We start from the raw sequence: 16,808 nt of genomic DNA, 5'->3' as shown, positions 1-16,808 counted from the left end.
TACACCCACCGGTCGCCCCCGGCGCCTTGTGATGGCCACCACCGGTCTGGGAGGGTTCGCCCCCGAAACGGCTGTTTCGGACACTGTGGACAGAGGGTTGCGGAGGGCGTTGTGCGGTCGATGATCCGAGCGGTGGGTGGGCTTGCCGCGGTGGTGGCGCTGGTCGCGGGCGGCGCGGGATTCGCCAGCGCCGGGCAGGAGCACAGGGGCGGGAGCATCGCCTGGAAGCCCTGCGCGGAGGCGGCCTCGGTCGACTGCGGCTCGATCCGGGTGCCGGTCGACTGGTCCAAGCCCCGCGGCGAGAAGATCGACTTGGCCGTGGCCAGGCGCAAGGCGACCGACCCGCGCAAGCGGATCGGCGTGCTGCTGATCAACCCCGGCGGCCCAGGCGACTCCGGTGTGGACTTCGCGTTCCGGGCCGAGCAGGCGCTGAGCCCGCAGGTGCTCGAACGCTTCGACGTCATCGGGTTCGACCCGCGCGGCGTGGGTCGCAGCCAGCCGGTGGTCTGCTCGCTGGAGCTCATGCTGCGCCAACCCGCGCTGCCCGCCAACCAGCGCGAGTTCGACGCCTTCGCCGCCTACAACCGGGAGTTGGCCGCCGACTGCCGCGCGCGCAGCGGACCGGTCTTCGACCACGCCGACACCAAGTCGGTGGTGCGCGACCTCGACGCGCTGCGCACCGCGCTCGGTGAGCGGAAGATCAACTACTACGGGATCTCCTACGGCACGCTGATCGGCCAGCAGTACGCCGAGGAGTTCGGCCGGGACATCCGGACCATGGTCCTGGACTCCAACATCGACCACAGCACGGATACCCGGCGGTTCAACGAGGTCACCGCGGCCACCGCCGAGGACTCCTTCCTCGAGTTCGCCCGCTGGTGCGACCGGACCACCAGCTGCGCCCTGCACGGCCAGGACGTGCCGAAGTGGTGGGACGCCCTGCTCGCCCGCGCCGACCGCGGCGAGGTGTTCGACCACGTCGACCCGAGCAGGCCGGTCAGCTCGCGGGAGATCATCGAGACCGCGTTCTTCTCCTTCTACGTGCCGGACTGGGCGGGCCTGGCCACCTGGCTCGTCGCCACCAGCGCGGCCTCGCCGGTGACCGCCAAGGCCGCCGCCGCCGACGAAGCCGTCCCGAACGCCTTCGCGGCCGTGTTCTGCCAGGACTACGCGATCCGGGTGAAGGACTACCGCGAGTACGCCGCGCTCTCCACCCGCGTCAACCAGATCGCCCCGCACATGCGCGGCTCGGCGCTGGGCATCTTCGCCACGGCCGGGTGCATCGGCCTGCCGGAGAAGGTGCGCAACCCCCAACACCGCCTCGACATCGACGACGCCCCCAAGATCCTCATGCTCAACTCGCTGCACGACCCGTCCACCAGCCACGAGTGGGCGCTCACCATCCACCGGCAGAGCCGCGACACGACCGTCCTGGTGACCTACGAGGGCTGGGGCCACACCGCCTACCAGCGCTCCGACTGCACCAAGGCCGTCACCGACGCCTACCTGCTCACCCTCCGCACCCCCCGCGACGGCACCCGCTGCGCCGCCGTGGAACCCCAGTTCGGCCCCTCCGTGGCCACCACCCCCCGCCCCCACCTCCCCACCGGCCCCCGCCCGGGCATCCCCGGCTGGGCCACCCAGCGCTAACCCCCCGCTGACCGGGCCGCCCCTGGGGCGGCCCGGTCGCGTTTCTCCCCAACGCCGCAGGCCATCCACAACCCCACCAACCATCCACAGCGCACCACTCGCCCCACCGCTGTGGCGCCGCTCCCCACTACCCTTGATTCGGGGGCGGCTCAGCTCCGCGGCGGCTCAGCTCCGCGGCGGCTCAGCTCCGCGGCGGCTCAGCTCCGCGGCGGCTCAGCTCCGCGGCGGCCCAGCTCCGCGGCGGCTCAGCTCCGCGGCGGCTCAGCTCCGCGGCGGCTCAGCTCCGCGGCGGCCCAGCTCCGCGGCGGCTCAGCTCCGCGGCGGCCCAGCTCCGCGGCGGCTCAGCTCCGCGGCGGCTCAGCTCCGCGGCGGCCCAGCTCCGCGGCGGCCCAGCTCCGCGGCGGCCCAGCTCCGCGGCGGCCCAGCTCCGCGGCGGCCCAGCTCCGCGGCGGCCCAGCTCCGCGGCGGCCCAGCTCCGCGGCGGCCCAGCTCCGCGGCGGCGTCCAGCACCGGCGGCGTCCAGGTGAGATCCACGCGAGGCCTGGTTCACCCGGAGGCGGGGCCCCGAAGGGCTCACGTGGTGGGTGGGGCTGCCGAAGGGAGCCGTCGTGAGTTCATTGCGCCTGCCCCGTGGGGCTCAGCTGACCGCCGAGTCTTGGGCGGCCCGCCACCGGATCGTCACCGTCCTGCTCTGGCTGCACGTGCCCGCCCTGGCGGTCCTCGGGCTGCTCGGGCCGCGTCCCCTGTGGGAGGCGTGGGTGCTGCCGCTGGGCGTCGGCCTGTTCGCCGCGGCAGCGGCCCTCAGCTCGGAGCGCAGGCACAAGGCGAACCTGACCAGCATTGGGCTCATCTCCAGCACGTTCGTCGCGATCGAGCTCTCCGGCGGCGAGATGGCCGCGCACCTCCACCTGTACGCGATCCTGGCGTTCGTCGCGCTCTACCAGCAGTGGGAGCCGCTGGTGATGGCGGTGGTCATCATCGTGCTGCACCACGGCGCGCTGGGGATCCTCGCGCCGGACGCGGTGTTCGGGATGTCGCACATGGAGATGGGCACCGGCGGGCCGATGGCGATGTCGATGTCGGTCGGCCAGGCGATGGTGATGGTCGGGGTGCACGCGGGGTTGGCGATCCTGGAGTCGATCGGGATCATCTCGTTCTGGCACTTCGCCGAGCTGACCGAGCGCGACGCGCAGGACCTGGCCGCGCGCACCCAGCGCGAGCGCGAGGAGCAGCAGGCCGCCGAGGTCGAGGCGAAGGCCAGGGCCGCGGAGGTCGAGCAGCAGCGGGCCGCGCGGATCGCCGAGCGCGGTGCCAAACTCGCCAGCGACGCCGCCGCGATCGGGGTGGGCGCCCGGGCCGCGATCGACGCGGTCGCCGTGGTCGACGCCGAGCTCGCGACGCTGTCCACCGCGATCCAGGAGATCGCCAGGCGCGCCGTCAGCGCCGCCTCCACCGCGGGTGAGGGGCAGAGCACCGCCAGGCACTCGGCCGACCAGGTCACCAGGCTCGAGCAGTCGGTCGGCGAGATCGCCGACGTCAACGGCATGATCGCCGATCTCGCCGAGCAGACCAACCTGCTCTCGCTCAACGCGGCCATCGAGGCGGCGCGGGCAGGCGAGATGGGCAAGGGCTTCGCGGTCGTGGCCAGCGAGGTCCGGGCCCTGGCCAACGCCACCTCGTCCTCCGTCGGCCGGGTCGAGGGCGTCATCAACACCATCGTCACCTCGACGGGTGAGGTCACCCGCAGCTTCGACAGCACGATCGCGGTCATCGACACCGTCCGTGACACCCAGTTGGACATCGCGAGCGCGGTGGAGCAGCAGTCCCAGGTGCTCAGCGACGTCACCGACCAACTCTCCCGCGCGACCAAGGCGGCCCGCGAGGTGCTGGCGGGCCTGGACCAGCTCTCCGCGTCGGTCCTGGACTGACCGGTCAGCCGTCCTTCCGCTTCGCCCGCTTGTTCGCCTTGTCCGCCCGCGTGGGGGGCGCAGGCGGGGCGGGGGTGGCAGCGGTCGCCTTCGGAGCGGGTGGCTTGGCGGACGGCGGTGCAGGCGGCAACCGTGTGGTGGTCACCTGCACCGGGAGCACCGCGGGCACCGGCCTGGGTGGACTCACCGGGGGCGGCGCGGTCGCGGCGGGCGGCCGCAGGGTCCCGGTCGGGGCGGCGGTCCCCCAGCAGACCGCCGCGGCGACCAGAACGCCCGAGGTGCCGACAACCGGTATCCACCACCGCCGCCGCGGGGGAACGGGCTCGACCAGCGACTCGACCGCCGCCAACCGCGCACGCTCCGCCGCAGCCGGCCGCCGACGCGCGGGCAGCAGCAGTATCCGCCGCCGCGCCGGAACGGGCTCGACCAGCGGCTCAAGCGCAGGCAAACGGGCACGCTCCGCCGCACCCGGACTCCGGCGCGCGGGCAGCAGCGATCTCCACCGCTGCCGCTCGGGGGCAGGTTCAATCAGCGACTCGACCGCAGGCAAACGGGCACGCTCCGCCGCATCCAGACGCTGGCGCGCGGGCAGTAGCGGTATCCACCGCCGCCGTGCCGGGGCGGGCTCGGCTGGCGGAGCGATCGCCAGCAGCCGGGCGCAGTCGGCCGCGCTCGGGCGGCGGCGTGCGGGTAGTGCGGTCATCAGCAGCAGTAGCCGGACCAGGTCGGGGGGTAGGTCTCGGGGCACGCGCGGCGGGCGGTGCAGCCGGGCTAGGGCCGTCTCCACACCGCCGCCTTCGTATTCGCGGGTGCCGGTGAGGCATTCCAGCAGCACCAGGCCGAGCGCGTAGACGTCGGCGGGGTACCCGACCCGTGCGCCGGTGACCTGCTCGGGCGCGAGGTAGGCGGCGGTGCCGGTCATCCGGTCGCTGCTGGTCAACCGGGGCGAGTCGATCACGCGCGCCAGGCCGAAGTCGGCGAGCAGGGCCCCGCCCCGCTCGTCGAGCAGGATGTTGGACGGCTTCACGTCGCGGTGCACCACGCCGTTGCCGTGCACGTGGGCGAGCGCGGTCGCCAGCCCGGTGCCCAGCGCCCGGACCCGCTCGACCGGCAGCGGGCCGTTCTGGATCTCCCGCCGCAGCGTCGTGCCCTCGACCAGGCGCAGCACCAGGAACGGGTGCCCCTCGTGGACGCCGGAGTCGTGGATGGGGACGAGGCCGGGGTGGTCGAGCGCGGCGAGGATCCGCACCTCGGCCTCGAACCGCCGCACCTGCTCCTCGTCGGCGTCGGCGCGCAGGACCTTGACCGCGACCGCCCGCCCCAACCGCAGGTCGGTCCCCCGGTAGACCCGGGCCACACCGCCGACGCCCACGACGCCGCCGAGGCGGTACCGGCCCACCAGCACGCGTTCAGCCATCGCCCCAGCATGCCTTGTTGATCAAGAGCCAGGGAATAGCCCCCACCCGCCGCGCCTTGGTCACCTACATGACGACCCCCCGGTTCGACCCGCGCGACCTGCTCGCCACCAGCCGACTCGGCGTCCTGGCCACGATCAAGGCCGACGGCCGCCCGCAACTGTCCCCGGTCATGCCGTACTACGACCCGGCAGCGGGCGTCATCCACGTCTCGATGACCGAGGGCCGCGCGAAGACGGCCAACCTCCGCCGCGACCCGAGGGCGACGCTGCAGGTCACCAGCGCGGACGGCTGGTCGTGGGCGACGGCGGAGGGCGTGGCGACCCTGGTCGGACCGGGGACGGACCCGGCGGGGCCGGAGGTGGACGCGCTCGTGGAGTACTACCGGCTCGCCGCGGGTGAGCACCCGGACTGGGCCGAGTACCGCGCGGTCATGGTGTCCGACCGCCGGGTCCTGATGACCATGACGGTGGACCACGTCTACGGCAGCAAGGTCAACTAGCCCGGACCGGGCGGCGGAATCACCGCACGGCGAATGCGTCCGTGCGGGTGGTGGGCGCTCGAATCCGGGCCGGGAGGACGATCCGCTCGTAGTGTCGGAGCCCTCCAGGCAGTGGAGGTAGGCGATGGGGGTCCAGGAACAGCACAGCGGAAACGCCGCTGGGGCGATCGAACCGGTCGGGCAGCCGCCGGGAGCCGCAGTCGAGGTGCGGAACGCGGTTGTCGCGATGACGGTGGGGCACGTCGTGCAGGCCGACACAATCGGGACCGTCGAGTTCCACAACCACCCCGTTCTGCCCGCACCACCACTGCCGCGGCAGTTGCCCTCGGCACCACTCGGGTTCGTCGGTCGTCTCGACCTGCTGGCCGAACTCGACCGTCGCACCACACCCGATCGGGAGCGGGGGTCCGGGGCGGTGGTGATCTCCGCGATCGGCGGCACCGGCGGAATCGGCAAGACCTGGCTCGCCCTGGCGTGGGCGCATCGCACCCTGCACCGCTTCCCCGACGGGCAACTCGCGGTGGACCTGCGGGGTTTCAGCCCTGGTGAACCCCGGCACGCCGTCGACGTGCTCGGCGACTTCCTCGCCGCGCTCGGCGTCCCCCGCGACCAGCACCCCGCGGACCTCGACGCCCGAGTCGCCCTGTACCGCACCCACACCAGTGGCAAGCGGATGCTCATCCTCCTAGACAACGCGGCCGCCACGGACCAAGTCGTCCCCCTCCTGCCCGGTGGCGGCAGCTGCACCGTCCTGGTCACGAGCCGCGACCGACTCCGCGGCCTGGTCGCCCGCCACAGCGCCCACCCGCTGAACGTCGACGTGCTCACCGACGCCGAAGCGCACACCCTGCTCATGTCCGCCCTCGACAACACCACCACCGGGTCCGAACAGCTGATCACCGAACTGGTCGGCTTGTGCGGGGGGTTCCCCCTGGCACTGGGCCTCATCGCCGCCCGCATCCGAGCCCACCCCGCTCTGCTCGCCGAAGTGGTCGCCGAACTGCGCGACCTCGGCCTGGACGCCCTGGACTCCGAGGATCCCGACGCCAGCCTGCCCACCGTCCTGTCCTGGTCGCTGCGCCACCTGACCGACGAGCAACGCACCCTGTTCGGTTTGCTGGGCATCGCCCCGGGACCGGACACCACCCTGCCCGCCGTGGTCGCCCTGCTCGCCCAACCACCGGACCGCGCGCGAAGATCGCTGTCCGGCTTGACGGAGGCCTTCCTGATCGAGCGCCTGCCGCTCGATCGCTACGTGATGCACGACCTGGTCCGCGAATACGCCATGACCACTGCCCCGCCCGACGAACCGCGAGCGCGGGCCTCGGCCCGAGTGATGGACTTCTACCTCCACACCGCCCACGCCGCCGACCGTCTGCTGGCACCCCACCGCCCGCTGCTACGACCCGACCCACCGGCGGACGGTGTCCGCCCGCAGGCGTTGTCCGACACCGAGGCCGCGATGGCCTGGTTGGCGGCCGAGCAGGCGAATCTCCTCGCCACCCAGCGTGCAGCGGTCGTCCTCGGCCACCACCACGTCGTCTGGTACCTCGCCTGGGCGCTGGACACCTTCCTCATCCGGCAAGGACTCCGGCGCGACGCGCTCGACGCCTGGCGAGCCGCGCTGGACGCCGCCGCCCACCTGCCCGACCCCGCCGCACGCGTCCACACCCACCGGCTCCTCGGCCGAGTCTGCTCGCGGCTGAACCTGCGCGAGGAGACAACGGAGCACCTGAACCAGGCGCTCGTCCTGGCCGTCCGCCTCGACGACTGCGCCGAACAAGCACATACCCACCAGGTGCTGGCGGCCGACTGGGGACGACGGGGGGACGATCAGCGGGCCCTGGACCACGCCACGCACGCCCTCCACCTCTACCGCACCCTCGACCGGTCAGACTGGGAAGCGGACGCGCTCAACGCCGTGGGCTGGTTCGCCGCTCGCCTGGGTGAGTTCGACGCCGCACGTGACCACTGCCGGGCCGCGCTCACCTTGCACCTGCACCACGACGACCACGACGGCGAAGCCGCCGCTCTGGACAGCCTGGGGTTCATCGCCCACAGAACCGGCGACGACCGGCAGGCCGTCGAGTACTACCACCGGTCGCTGGTCCTACTCCGCGCGGATGGCCAGAGCTACCAGATCGCGGGCACACTCGACAACGTTGGCCACCCCCACATGGCCCTCGGGCAACGCGCGCAGGCTCGGGAAGTATGGCAGGAGGCACTGCTGCTGTTTCGGGAACAAGGTCGCGACGCTGACGCGGATCGTGTCCAGTACCAGCTTGATCTCCACGACCTCAATGAGGATCCCGCCCGACGAGGTGACTCGGGAGGTGGAGCAGGCTTGGTCCACGAGCGATGAGGAGATCAAGGCGCACTTGGTGGGCGAGTTGCGATGGGTGCGGGAAGCGGGCTCACCGAGACCACTCCGCACGCGGGGCACGCGGACATCCCGCGGGGGCAAGTGGACGGCGCGGTGGGGATGGACGCGGAGGCCATGGCGCGGAAGGGGCCCAGCACCGAGGACGGGTACACGGAGATCGAGCTGGTCGCCAAGGCGATCAGCGAAAATCCTATGTACACCTGAATCGTCGATAGAGGACGATGCCGAGAAGGGCGATCCCGGCGACGATGAACGGGATGGTCCACGGCGGCTTGGTGGGATGTTGAGGGGGAGGACTGTCCCCGTAACGGGATTCGACCTGGGTTTGGTAGTCGGCAAGGGGGATGGGGGTGCCGACTGGGGATTGGGGGAGGCTGGCTTGCAACAGCACCACTCCGGTGGCGGTGAGTTCGTACCAGCCGTTGATCTGGGGTTCGTTGAGCAGCACGGAATCCGGGCCCAGGCGGGCGCTGAGGACTTCCTCGTCGTTGCCGGAGAAGGCGCTGTCGACGGTCCATGTGCCGGTGGGGTCTTGGGTGGCGCGCAGGGTCGCGTGTTCCCCGGTGGCCGCTGTGGCGGTGACGGCCACGTATTGCAGGATGCCCGCGGGGGCGCCGGGGAGGCCTTGGACGAAGGCGGGGTTGAGGACGTAGGCGGCGAACGCGCGGTCAGCGATGGTCACGGTCGCGGGGTCGGTGCCGTGGACCTGCCGGAAGTTGGTCTTCGCCATGCTGATCGCCGCAGGGGTCGTCGCGGCGGCCGCGGCGGCGGCCAGGTCCGGTGGTGGCGGGACCGGGGCACGAGCCGCGGCTGGGGTGGCGAGGACGAGCAGCATGATCAGGGCGAGTACCGCCCGGCAGGCCACGGGCATCGTCCTACGCCGCCTTCGCGATGTTCACAATGGTGTCGCCCCAGCGGAACTGGGCGTTGCTCAGGTACCGGCTGTAGGACCACGTCTGGTACCGCTGGTAGGTCGGCCACGGGTCGCCGACCATGATGGTCTTGTTCGTCGAGTCGTAGCCGTAGATCACCTCGGCGTGGCCGCCGCCGGAGGTCCAGTAGATGCCGGTGAGGTGCGGGATGCCCGCGTCGATCTGGCGGGTGATCGAGGCGAAGCTGATCGTCCCGTTGGCGTCCTGGGCGGTGAAGCCGGTGCCCTTGAACCCGCGGACGATCTCGTAGATCTCCGCGGCCTCGTTCCAGCAGTACCCGCCGGATCCCTTGCCAGCGGAGCAGAACTGCTGCTGCGACACCGTCGCGCCCAGCGTGCGTTCGATGCTGGAGCCGGTCGCCGCCCAGCACCACTGGTCCTGTTGCTGGACCTGCTGGGTGTAGTTGAGCTTCTTGGCCGCGGCCGGGGCGCTGATCGCGGGCCGGATGGGCGCGATCTCGCGGACCACGGCGCCGTCGGCGGACCCGATCAGCCCGTGCGGCGCGGTGTACCCGGTGGCGACCGCGGGCGACGGCGTCACCACGACGGCGAGCACCGCGGCCACCGCGCACGGCAGGCCGCGCCGGAGGAAGGTTCGATTCACGAGTGTTCTCCTTGCAGGGGAAGGATTTCCAGCCCGCCGCGGCCGGACGGCGGACTCCCCCACCGTCGCGCGGCCCGCCCGCCGCGGACAACGCCGGTGTGTTGCCAGGCGACCGGCTGTGAGCGTTCACCGCCCAGGGCCAGGCCGCGATCGCCTGCCGGACAACATTCCTGGCCTGTTCACCGCGCTGTGAACACCGGCGCTGGTGAGTGAACCGGACAAGTCAGTCGGCCAGGCATTCCTGGATGAGCCGGTGCGGGAACAGGAAACCGCCGCCCGCGCGGCGCAGGAGGAGGCGGTCGGTGGCCTGGGCGAGGAAGGCGAGCAGCCGCCACGGGAGGATTCCTTGACGGGAAAGGGAAGTGCGGGTCGCGAGGTAGGCGATGTAGGCGGCACCACCGGAACGGAGGGCGATCAGGTTGCCGCAGACGATGCCCGCCATCAGTCCACCTCCGTAGGCGTCCGACGGGTCGACCACCGCGGCCAAACCGGCGCCGACCAGCAGCCCGCACAGCGGTCCGAGGACCACGCCCGCGACCAGGTTCCCGCGAGAGGCGTGGGTAGCCGCCATCGGACGAGCAGGCGCATCCGATGGGGCGCCGACGAGGCCGACGACCAAGCCTGCGAGGAAGCCCAGTGGTGCACCGAACAACATGGGCAGCGCGATGACGGTGATCAGCTGCTCCAGCGGCGAGATCCCGAGGAACGGCAGCCCCCAGGACTCCCATGCCCGCACCGGACCGTCGTCGATGGTGTCGCGGACAAAGCCGATCGTGGCGCCCAGCAACAGGATTCCGGTGAGCCCCCAGGCCCCGGTGAGGAACTTCATGGTCATCTCCCGCGCGGGCGCCATGGCCCACCGGATCCGGGTACTCAGCGCCCCGCCAGGGTCGTGGCTGAAATACACGACCGCGGCGAGGATCGCGCTCATGACCACGCCGCCGGACCAACCGTCCCGGGCCAGGTCGTCGGGCATCGCCACCGTCGCCAAGACCACGAACACGGCGACGCCGGTCAGAACCGCTGCGCCCCAACGGATCGCGCGTTGGACGCGATAGGGGTTCTCGGCGAGGTCGGCGACGAAGTCTGGGTAGAACACCCCTCCCGGCGCGGTGTTGCGGGCGAACAACGCGAGGTAGGCCCGAATGGCCTCGGAGCCGTACCGGCGCAGGCGCGACAGCGGCGCACGCGGGCGGGCCAGCAGCTCGGCGACGTACGCGGCGAGGAGTTCACGGCGCGCCTGTTCGGTGTCGCCGGTGTTCGGAAGCCGGACGTGGTCGACCGCGTGCAGGTTCGCGCCCACCGTGCTGAGCATCAGCGGAGTCGCGAGCAGTGCACGGAACTCGGCGTCATCGGTGAGGTGATCGGGGCCCAGGTGTTCGGTGTCCACCTGCCGCAGGTATCGGCGCACCACCTCGTCCGGCAACTCACCGATGCGCGTCTCCCCGACCAAACCGCTGGGCCGCAAGGGTTCCGCGCGGCTGGTGACCACGACACCGGCGTGCGCGGGGTCTTCGGCGAAGGCGCGGATCGCGTCCACGCACCCGTCCCGGCGCGCCGGGTCGACCTCGTCCAATCCGTCGAGCAAAGGCACCAGCAGACCCTCGCGCAACCACTGCCCCACCGCTTTGCGCGAGAACCCGGCGCGCCCGTAGTGGGTCCGCGTCTGCTCGGCGATCCACGCCTCGAGCGACCCACCCGACCACGACGACAGGTGCAGCACCAGCGGCACGGGTTCGGTGACCGTCTCCGCGCGGGCCAACAACGCCTCGGCCAACTCCAGCAGCAGCACCGTCTTGCCGGACCCGGGACCGCCGACGACCAGCAGCCGACCGTCGGCGTCGTCGAACAGGTCGAGCACCGAACGTCCCAGTTCGACCTCGCGCGGGCGCGACGGTGGCGCGACGCCGAAGGTGTGGGGGGTCAGCCGGTGGTAGGACAGGGGGACGGCGAAGCGGGACACCGGGTCGACCGCCTCGCGCAGCAACTGGTCGATCCAGAGCCGCCGGACCGCTTTGCGCAGGGCGGCGTGACGGCGGGCGAGCGCCACCGACGGGGCGAACAACGCGACCGGTCCAGCACCGCGCACCGCCGAGGTCACCCCGAGCGCCACGGCCACCGCCACGCTGCACCCGAAGGCGACCCACAGCCACCCCGGCACGGCGCCATCAGCGGTGACGAGGTTGGTGAGCACCCCGATCAGCGCGGCCACCACCACCGTCAGCGCGGCGAGCAGACCCTTCACGACCACCCCCGGCGAGCGTCCTCCATGATCGGTTTCGGACGCGACCCGTCGCGCGTTACCCCCACCGAACGGTGCCTACCGCGAGATCCATTCACTACACTGCCGCGCAGTCGCCAGGTGAGGGGGAACATGGACGAGCGCGTACTCGACCCGGACGCGGCGCGGGAGCGGATGGCCGCGTGGAAGGGCCGCATCGACAAGCTGGCCGCCGACACCCAGGCCATGGGCGCGCGGCTGCGAGAGGTCCAGGCCACCGCAGCCGACCCGGGCGGGCTGGCGGAGGTCACTGTGGACTCCACCGGGTCGCTGGTCGGGCTGCGGTTGACCGACCGGATCCACAAGACCCCGCCGGACGCGGTGGCGCAGGCGATCCTGGCGACGCTGCGCGCGGCCAGGGGGCAGGTGGCCGAGCAGTCGCGCGAGGTGATCGCCGAGACGATGGGTCCGGACTCCGCGGCCGGTCGGGCCATCGCCGAGCGCGTTGACCAGCACCTGCGCGCGCCGCAGGCCCCCGACGAGTACGGCGACGGCGATTTCGACCTGCAGACGCACGTGAAGAAGCGGTGAGCTGATGGGCGAGGGCTTCGCGGTCAACCCGGAACAGATCCGCGCGCACGCGGCCAACGTGGAGGCGGTGCTGGCGCGGTTCGACGCGGTCAAGGCGGCCAGCACGCACATCGCGCAGGACGACCAGGCGTACGGGCTGCTGTGCGGGTGGATCTCCGGGCTGCTGGAGGGCAAGCACGCCAGGCAGGACGAGCTGATCGCCAAGGTCGCGGAGAACCTGCGACTGGTGGCGGCGGGCCTGCGCGCCAACGCCGACGACTACGACGGCACCGAGGGCTCGAACGCGACGATGCTGGGGGGTGTCGGCGGTGGCTGAGGGTGACCTGATCGCACCGGTCCAGTCCAGCCGGGAGGTGTGGACCGGGTCCGGGCTCGCCGACAGCATCGAGGGCTTCGTCGACGCGCTGCGCAGCGAGGGCTGGGTGGACGACGCGCTGGCCGGGGCCGCGCTGGGGGTCGAGGTCGCCGCGACGGTGATGGACCCGATCAGCGCGCTGCTGGCCAACGGCATCGGCTGGGCGATGGAGTACTTCGAGCCGCTGCGGGAGATGCTCGACGAGCTGACCGGCAAGCCCGATGTAGTGCGCGCGCACGCCGCGACCTGGAACAACATGGCGACCGAGCTGTACGCGATGTGCACCGACCTGGGCGAGCACCTCAACCAGGACACCCCGGACTGGCACGGGCCCGCGGCCGAGGGCTACCGGTCGCTGATGGTCAACAACGTCGACGCGCTCGGCGGGCTGGCCGCGATCTCGGCGGCGATGGCGGTGGCGACCGAGGGCGCGGGCGGCCTGGTGGAGTTCACCAGGGAACTGGTCCGCGACCTGATCGCCGACCTGGTGGCCCGGGTGATCGTGTGGGTCGCCGAGGCGGTGTTCGTGGTGACGATCCCGGTGATCGCCACCCAGATCGCGGCCGCGGTGGTGAAGTGGGCAGGGCGGATCCTGACCTACACCATGGCCCTGATCACCAGCCTGACCAACCTCGACAAGCTCCTGAACAGCTAGGACGCCGGTGAAGCGCTTACTCGCGGTCCTCCTCCTGCTCTGGTACCTCGCCCTGCACAAGCGGCCGCCGGGCGGTGGCGCCGACGCGCCGTCCGGCAAGCCCGACGGCGGCGGTTCGTCGTCACCGGACACCCCGAGCGGGCGGCCGTCGCAGCAGCACGGGTCGGTCGACGCCGGGGCCGGGATCACCAGCGCCCAGGACGCCACCGGCACCATCGCCGACCAGGGCACGCCCCCCGGTGGCGACGGCCAGACGCCGGGCACGCCCGACCCGCAGACCCCTCCCCCTAGCCAGTGGGACAGCGCGACCGGGTTCGACGACCCGCCGAGCCTGGCCAGCATCAACCTCACCGCCATGCGCCTGATCCACATCCTCGACGGCGACTCCGACGGCGTCGGCGGTGGTCACGCTCCGGGCACCGGCATCCCGGGCAAGTCGGAGTTCCCGCAGCGCTGGGACTCCACCGACCCCGCCGACCCCGGCCTCGACGACGTCGTCCGCGCCCACGTCGAGGACGTCGCCCGCAACCCCGACCACCCGCCGCACCAGCAGGACAACGGCCGCTGGGTCGCCCGCGGCACCCGCGACGGCGTCGAGATCGAAGTCATCATCGACCCCGACGGCAGCATCCGCACCGCCTACCCGATCAGCGGCAACGGCGTCACCCGCAACGACGCCAACGGCGACCCCATCCCGTAGGAGCCCCATGGACCTCGTCAAGCTCAACACCGACTCCCGAGCCCTCCTCGAGGCCGTCGCCGACCGCCTCCCCCCCGACACCACCGCCGGCTACCGCCGCCTCAGCGACGCGGGCGAATGGGCCGAACTGGTCGACAGCCTGTGCGCGTCATTGGTCCGCCGCAAGATCGTGCTGTCGGTCCCGGAGTACCAGCGGGTGGCCGACCTGCTATCCCAACTCGGCGGCCCCCGCGACGGCTACACCTTCCTCAGCGACCCCCAGGGCGTGTTGTCCAAGCTGGTGGTGGATCCGAACTAGCCCAGCCAACGGGTTGTAGTCGCACACCTGCGCCAATCATCCAGCCGAGGGTGGCAGTAGGCTGGCTCGGTTGGATCCACATGGGCGCGGATCGTCGGCCTCCCGGGGGGAGTCCGACAGGCGGATTCCCCTGGCAACCGCGACGCGGTGAAAGGGTGACGCCCTATGTGGAACACAGAGACGAGGCCATGGTCCTGGAGACGAGGTCCCCAGGTCTTGGCAACGCTGTTGGCGGCGTTGGTGGTGCTGGGCTCGCTGGTGGAGAGCTTGGCGAGCCCCACCGCGGTGACGCTCGCCAAGCTGCTCGTCTCGACCGCGGTCCTCTACGTCACGGTTTGGTCGCCTAGGTCGTAGAGGCTCCGCCACGGCGGCCGGGTTGGGTGCGTGCATCCACCCGGCCGTCGCGCTGTCCGCGCAACCCGCTGTGTCCACGACGCGGTGTCCCACGACGAACCAGCCGGTTTCGCCACGCAGTTGACAAGGGCGCACACAGACAGCCGAAAGCAATCATATAGCCATGCTCCGCCACGCCCTCAAGCACGTTACACACCACTCTTCGGCGCGCCGCTGATATCGCCGTACCCGCGCTACCCGCCGAGTGATCATCTTTGGCGCGGAGATCAGCTGGTCAGAGGTTGTGGCCGACACCGACGAGCCAGGGGCCACACCCGATATCGGCTGTTGATTCCAGCTCACCAACGGGCCCTCGGAGCCAGCGCGACGCGCCGACGGTCGCAACCCTTGAGTACCAGCACGGTTCCCGTCAGCAATCGCGCTAGTCGCGAAATCGCGCACAACTACCTTGTCCCTCTGCCGAGGGCACTGCCACTCCGAGGCCTAGAACAGGCCCCGGAGTTGGTCCAGGGGGAGGCTTGGGGAGCGGTGGCCGTGGCGGCCGGTCATGGGGGTGGCGGCTACTAGGGCGTTGAGGACGGCTTCTTCGACCGTGTGCACTACGGCGGCGAAGAGGTCGTCCATGCGGTTCCAGGGGATGTGGCGGAGGGTGTCGTAGCCGGGGTCGCCGGTGGGGAATTCTGAGGGGGTTAGGGGGTTTCCGGTGGAGAACGCCAGGAAGATGTCGCCGGAGAAGTGGGAGCCGGTGGTGCCGGTTCGGGCTAGGCCGAGGGGGACGCGGCGGGACAGGGCGGTGCATTGGCCGGGCAGGAGCGGGGCGTCGGTGGCGATGATGACGATGATTGAGCCTGCGCCGGGTGGGATGTGCCAGTCGGTGTCCTGCATGGGGTTGTCGTCGGCGAAGCGCTCGCCTAGGGGGACGCCGCAGATGGTCAGTTCGTGGCGGGAGCCGAAGTTGGCCTGGACGAACGCGCCGACGGTGTGGGAGTCCTGGCCGTAGGGGACGACTCGGGACGAGGTGCCGCTGCCGCCTTTGAAGGCGTAGCAGTTCATTCCGGTGCCGCCGCCGACCGAACCCTCGGCGACCGGCCCGCCTGCGGCCGCGTCGATGGCGGCGATGGCGTGGGCGGGCTGGATGTGCGGGCCGTTGATGTCGTTGAGGTACCCGTCCCAGGTCTCGGCGACCACGGGCAGCAGCCACTGCTCGGCGACGGCCGGGTGTTCGCGGGCCACCCAGTCGATCACGCCGCGGTGGCACGGGCCGACGGCGTGGGTGTTGGTGATCAGGACCGGCAGGCGCACCGAGCCGATCTCGTCGACCAGGGCCGACCCGGTCATCTCGCCGTTGCCGTTCAACGAGAACCGCCCCGCGGCGCACGGGACGTGGATGTCGGCGCGGCCGCGCGGCAGGATCGCGGTCACCCCGGTGCGCACCGCGTCGCCCTCGACCAGGGTCGTGTACCCGACCTCGACGCCCGGCACGTCGGTGATGGCGTTGTGCGGGCCGGTGGTCCCGGTCAGGGGCAGGCCGAGGTCGCGGGCTCGCATCAGGACTCCAGTTCGCAGCGGGTGGCGTCGGCGGCGTGGGCGATGAGGATCGCCTCGGCCTGGGGCGTGGTGAAGGTGGGCACGGCCTGGGTGATGTGCAGCCCGAGCCCGTCCTCCAGGGCGACCAGGCCGCGGGCGATGGTGGTGGCGTCGCGGGTCAGGTCGAACTCCCCGGTGGCGGAGCCGGTCTCCAGGATCGCCGTGTAGAGGGCGACCTGCCGCTCGCACAGCCGGATGTGCTCGGCCGCGTACGCGGGGTCGCGGCGGGCGTAGGCGCCGAGTTCGTAGATCAGGACGCACAGCTCGTCGTCCTTGCCGGTGGGCAGCCCCGCCCGGATGGTCCTGATGAGCTTGCGCCGCGGGTCGGGTTCGTCGCGGATGGCCTCCTCGCGGTCCACGCAGAACCGCTCCACCGCCTCGCGCTGCACCTCGAAGAGCAGCTCCGCCAGCGACGGGAAGTAGTACAGGACCGACCCGGTGGACATGGCGGCCTTGTCGGCGACGTCGCGCAGCCGCAGGTCGAGCACGCCCCGGTCGATGACGGCCTGGCGCGCGGCGGTGATCAGCTCGGCCCGCTTGTGGTGGGCCCTGCTCGGTCTCGGCATGCCGGTGATTCTTCAACCGAGTGTCAAAGAACGCAAGTGTGCCCAGGTTCGCACCCGAACCGTGTCCC

The 16,808-nt window shown here is 71.7% G+C and carries 17 protein-coding genes; 11 read left to right on the top strand and 6 right to left on the bottom strand.

The annotated features are described in order from the left end of the window. Positions 1 to 120: 120 nt before the first annotated feature. Complete coding sequence (locus tag JOD54_RS20585) at positions 121 to 1,650, top strand: alpha/beta hydrolase (protein WP_239573450.1); 1,530 nt, start codon at positions 121 to 123, stop codon at positions 1,648 to 1,650. A gap of 608 nt (positions 1,651 to 2,258) precedes the next feature. Beyond that, a complete protein-coding gene (locus JOD54_RS20580) occupies positions 2,259 to 3,578 on the top strand; it encodes a methyl-accepting chemotaxis protein (protein WP_307860191.1) in 1,320 nt (439 codons plus the stop codon). 4 nt (positions 3,579 to 3,582) lie between these two features. Here the strand turns inward: JOD54_RS20580 and JOD54_RS20575 are convergent, their stop codons facing one another. Next, positions 3,583 to 4,995 (bottom strand): serine/threonine-protein kinase, encoded by a 1,413-nt coding sequence (locus JOD54_RS20575; protein WP_204452132.1) that lies wholly within the window; start codon positions 4,993 to 4,995, stop codon positions 3,583 to 3,585. A gap of 68 nt (positions 4,996 to 5,063) precedes the next feature. Between JOD54_RS20575 and JOD54_RS20570 the strand changes: the two genes are divergently transcribed. From JOD54_RS20570 to JOD54_RS20560, 3 genes are all read left to right on the top strand, one after another. Then, positions 5,064 to 5,495 (top strand): PPOX class F420-dependent oxidoreductase, encoded by a 432-nt coding sequence (locus tag JOD54_RS20570; protein ID WP_204456403.1) that lies wholly within the window; start codon positions 5,064 to 5,066, stop codon positions 5,493 to 5,495. Between the two features lie 124 nt (positions 5,496 to 5,619). Continuing rightward, a complete protein-coding gene (locus JOD54_RS20565; protein ID WP_239573449.1) occupies positions 5,620 to 7,857 on the top strand; it encodes an ATP-binding protein in 2,238 nt (745 codons plus the stop codon). 33 nt (positions 7,858 to 7,890) lie between these two features. Next, on the top strand, positions 7,891 to 8,082 hold the full coding sequence (locus tag JOD54_RS20560; protein WP_204452130.1) for a hypothetical protein: 192 nt from the start codon (positions 7,891 to 7,893) through the stop codon (positions 8,080 to 8,082). Here the strand turns inward: JOD54_RS20560 and JOD54_RS20555 are convergent. The 3 genes from JOD54_RS20555 to JOD54_RS20545 all read right to left on the bottom strand — a co-directional run bounded on the left by JOD54_RS20555 (position 8,069) and on the right by JOD54_RS20545 (position 11,664). Then, positions 8,069 to 8,749: a hypothetical protein gene (locus tag JOD54_RS20555; protein WP_204452128.1), complete on the bottom strand. Its 681-nt coding sequence runs from the start codon at positions 8,747 to 8,749 to the stop codon at positions 8,069 to 8,071. The genes JOD54_RS20560 and JOD54_RS20555 overlap by 14 nt on opposite strands. A gap of 4 nt (positions 8,750 to 8,753) precedes the next feature. Then, the gene (locus JOD54_RS20550) at positions 8,754 to 9,413 is read right to left on the bottom strand and encodes a papain-like cysteine protease family protein (protein WP_204452125.1); all 660 of its coding nucleotides are present in this window, start codon (positions 9,411 to 9,413) and stop codon (positions 8,754 to 8,756) included. A 223-nt stretch (positions 9,414 to 9,636) separates the two neighbouring features. Then, positions 9,637 to 11,664 (bottom strand): NACHT domain-containing protein, encoded by a 2,028-nt coding sequence (locus JOD54_RS20545; RefSeq protein WP_204452123.1) that lies wholly within the window; start codon positions 11,662 to 11,664, stop codon positions 9,637 to 9,639. Positions 11,665 to 11,787: 123 nt separating this feature from the next. Between JOD54_RS20545 and JOD54_RS20540 the strand changes: the two genes are divergently transcribed. The 6 genes from JOD54_RS20540 (at position 11,788) to JOD54_RS20515 (ending at position 14,587) form a co-directional block, all read left to right on the top strand. Beyond that, on the top strand, positions 11,788 to 12,225 hold the full coding sequence (locus JOD54_RS20540) for a YbaB/EbfC family nucleoid-associated protein (RefSeq protein WP_204452120.1): 438 nt from the start codon (positions 11,788 to 11,790) through the stop codon (positions 12,223 to 12,225). A 4-nt stretch (positions 12,226 to 12,229) separates the two neighbouring features. Next, entirely contained in the window at positions 12,230 to 12,541 is a 312-nt protein-coding gene (locus JOD54_RS20535; RefSeq protein ID WP_204452118.1) for a type VII secretion target, read from the top strand. Continuing rightward, positions 12,534 to 13,235 carry a WXG100 family type VII secretion target gene (locus tag JOD54_RS20530; protein ID WP_204452116.1) on the top strand — a complete coding sequence of 234 codons (702 nt, stop codon included), beginning with the start codon at positions 12,534 to 12,536 and terminating at the stop codon, positions 13,233 to 13,235. Before JOD54_RS20535 ends, JOD54_RS20530 begins: the two co-directional genes overlap by 8 nt. A gap of 7 nt (positions 13,236 to 13,242) precedes the next feature. Next, positions 13,243 to 13,935 carry an EndoU domain-containing protein gene (locus JOD54_RS35675; protein WP_204452114.1) on the top strand — a complete coding sequence of 231 codons (693 nt, stop codon included), beginning with the start codon at positions 13,243 to 13,245 and terminating at the stop codon, positions 13,933 to 13,935. Between the two features lie 7 nt (positions 13,936 to 13,942). After that, positions 13,943 to 14,233 carry a hypothetical protein gene (locus JOD54_RS20520; RefSeq protein ID WP_204452112.1) on the top strand — a complete coding sequence of 97 codons (291 nt, stop codon included), beginning with the start codon at positions 13,943 to 13,945 and terminating at the stop codon, positions 14,231 to 14,233. Between the two features lie 216 nt (positions 14,234 to 14,449). Then, a complete protein-coding gene (locus JOD54_RS20515) occupies positions 14,450 to 14,587 on the top strand; it encodes a hypothetical protein (RefSeq protein WP_204452110.1) in 138 nt (45 codons plus the stop codon). Positions 14,588 to 15,070: 483 nt separating this feature from the next. Here JOD54_RS20515 and JOD54_RS20510 read toward each other — a convergent pair whose 3' ends face one another. Both JOD54_RS20510 and JOD54_RS20505 read right to left on the bottom strand, forming a co-directional pair. Then, complete coding sequence (locus JOD54_RS20510; protein ID WP_204452108.1) at positions 15,071 to 16,135, bottom strand: DmpA family aminopeptidase; 1,065 nt, start codon at positions 16,133 to 16,135, stop codon at positions 15,071 to 15,073. Continuing rightward, entirely contained in the window at positions 16,135 to 16,740 is a 606-nt protein-coding gene (locus JOD54_RS20505) for a TetR/AcrR family transcriptional regulator (RefSeq protein ID WP_204452106.1), read from the bottom strand. The genes JOD54_RS20510 and JOD54_RS20505 overlap by 1 nt, the downstream gene beginning before the upstream one ends. Positions 16,741 to 16,808: the final 68 nt, after the last annotated feature.

The organism is Actinokineospora baliensis, assembly GCF_016907695.1.
Taxonomy (GTDB): domain Bacteria; phylum Actinomycetota; class Actinomycetes; order Mycobacteriales; family Pseudonocardiaceae; genus Actinokineospora; species Actinokineospora baliensis.
Note: the sequence above shows the minus strand (reverse complement) of the source record. Positions and strands in the feature narration are given on the sequence as shown.

Coding starts and splice junctions, on each gene's coding strand:
- JOD54_RS20585 (WP_239573450.1), top strand. CDS start 121: ATGATCCGAGCGGTGGGTGGGCTTGCCGCGGTGGTGGCGCTGGTCGCG.
- JOD54_RS20575 (WP_204452132.1), bottom strand. CDS start 4,995: ATGGCTGAACGCGTGCTGGTGGGCCGGTACCGCCTCGGCGGCGTCGTG.
- JOD54_RS20570 (WP_204456403.1), top strand. CDS start 5,064: ATGACGACCCCCCGGTTCGACCCGCGCGACCTGCTCGCCACCAGCCGA.
- JOD54_RS20565 (WP_239573449.1), top strand. CDS start 5,620: ATGGGGGTCCAGGAACAGCACAGCGGAAACGCCGCTGGGGCGATCGAA.
- JOD54_RS20560 (WP_204452130.1), top strand. CDS start 7,891: ATGGGTGCGGGAAGCGGGCTCACCGAGACCACTCCGCACGCGGGGCAC.
- JOD54_RS20555 (WP_204452128.1), bottom strand. CDS start 8,749: ATGCCCGTGGCCTGCCGGGCGGTACTCGCCCTGATCATGCTGCTCGTC.
- JOD54_RS20540 (WP_204452120.1), top strand. CDS start 11,788: ATGGACGAGCGCGTACTCGACCCGGACGCGGCGCGGGAGCGGATGGCC.
- JOD54_RS20535 (WP_204452118.1), top strand. CDS start 12,230: ATGGGCGAGGGCTTCGCGGTCAACCCGGAACAGATCCGCGCGCACGCG.
- JOD54_RS20520 (WP_204452112.1), top strand. CDS start 13,943: ATGGACCTCGTCAAGCTCAACACCGACTCCCGAGCCCTCCTCGAGGCC.
- JOD54_RS20510 (WP_204452108.1), bottom strand. CDS start 16,135: ATGCGAGCCCGCGACCTCGGCCTGCCCCTGACCGGGACCACCGGCCCG.
- JOD54_RS20505 (WP_204452106.1), bottom strand. CDS start 16,740: ATGCCGAGACCGAGCAGGGCCCACCACAAGCGGGCCGAGCTGATCACC.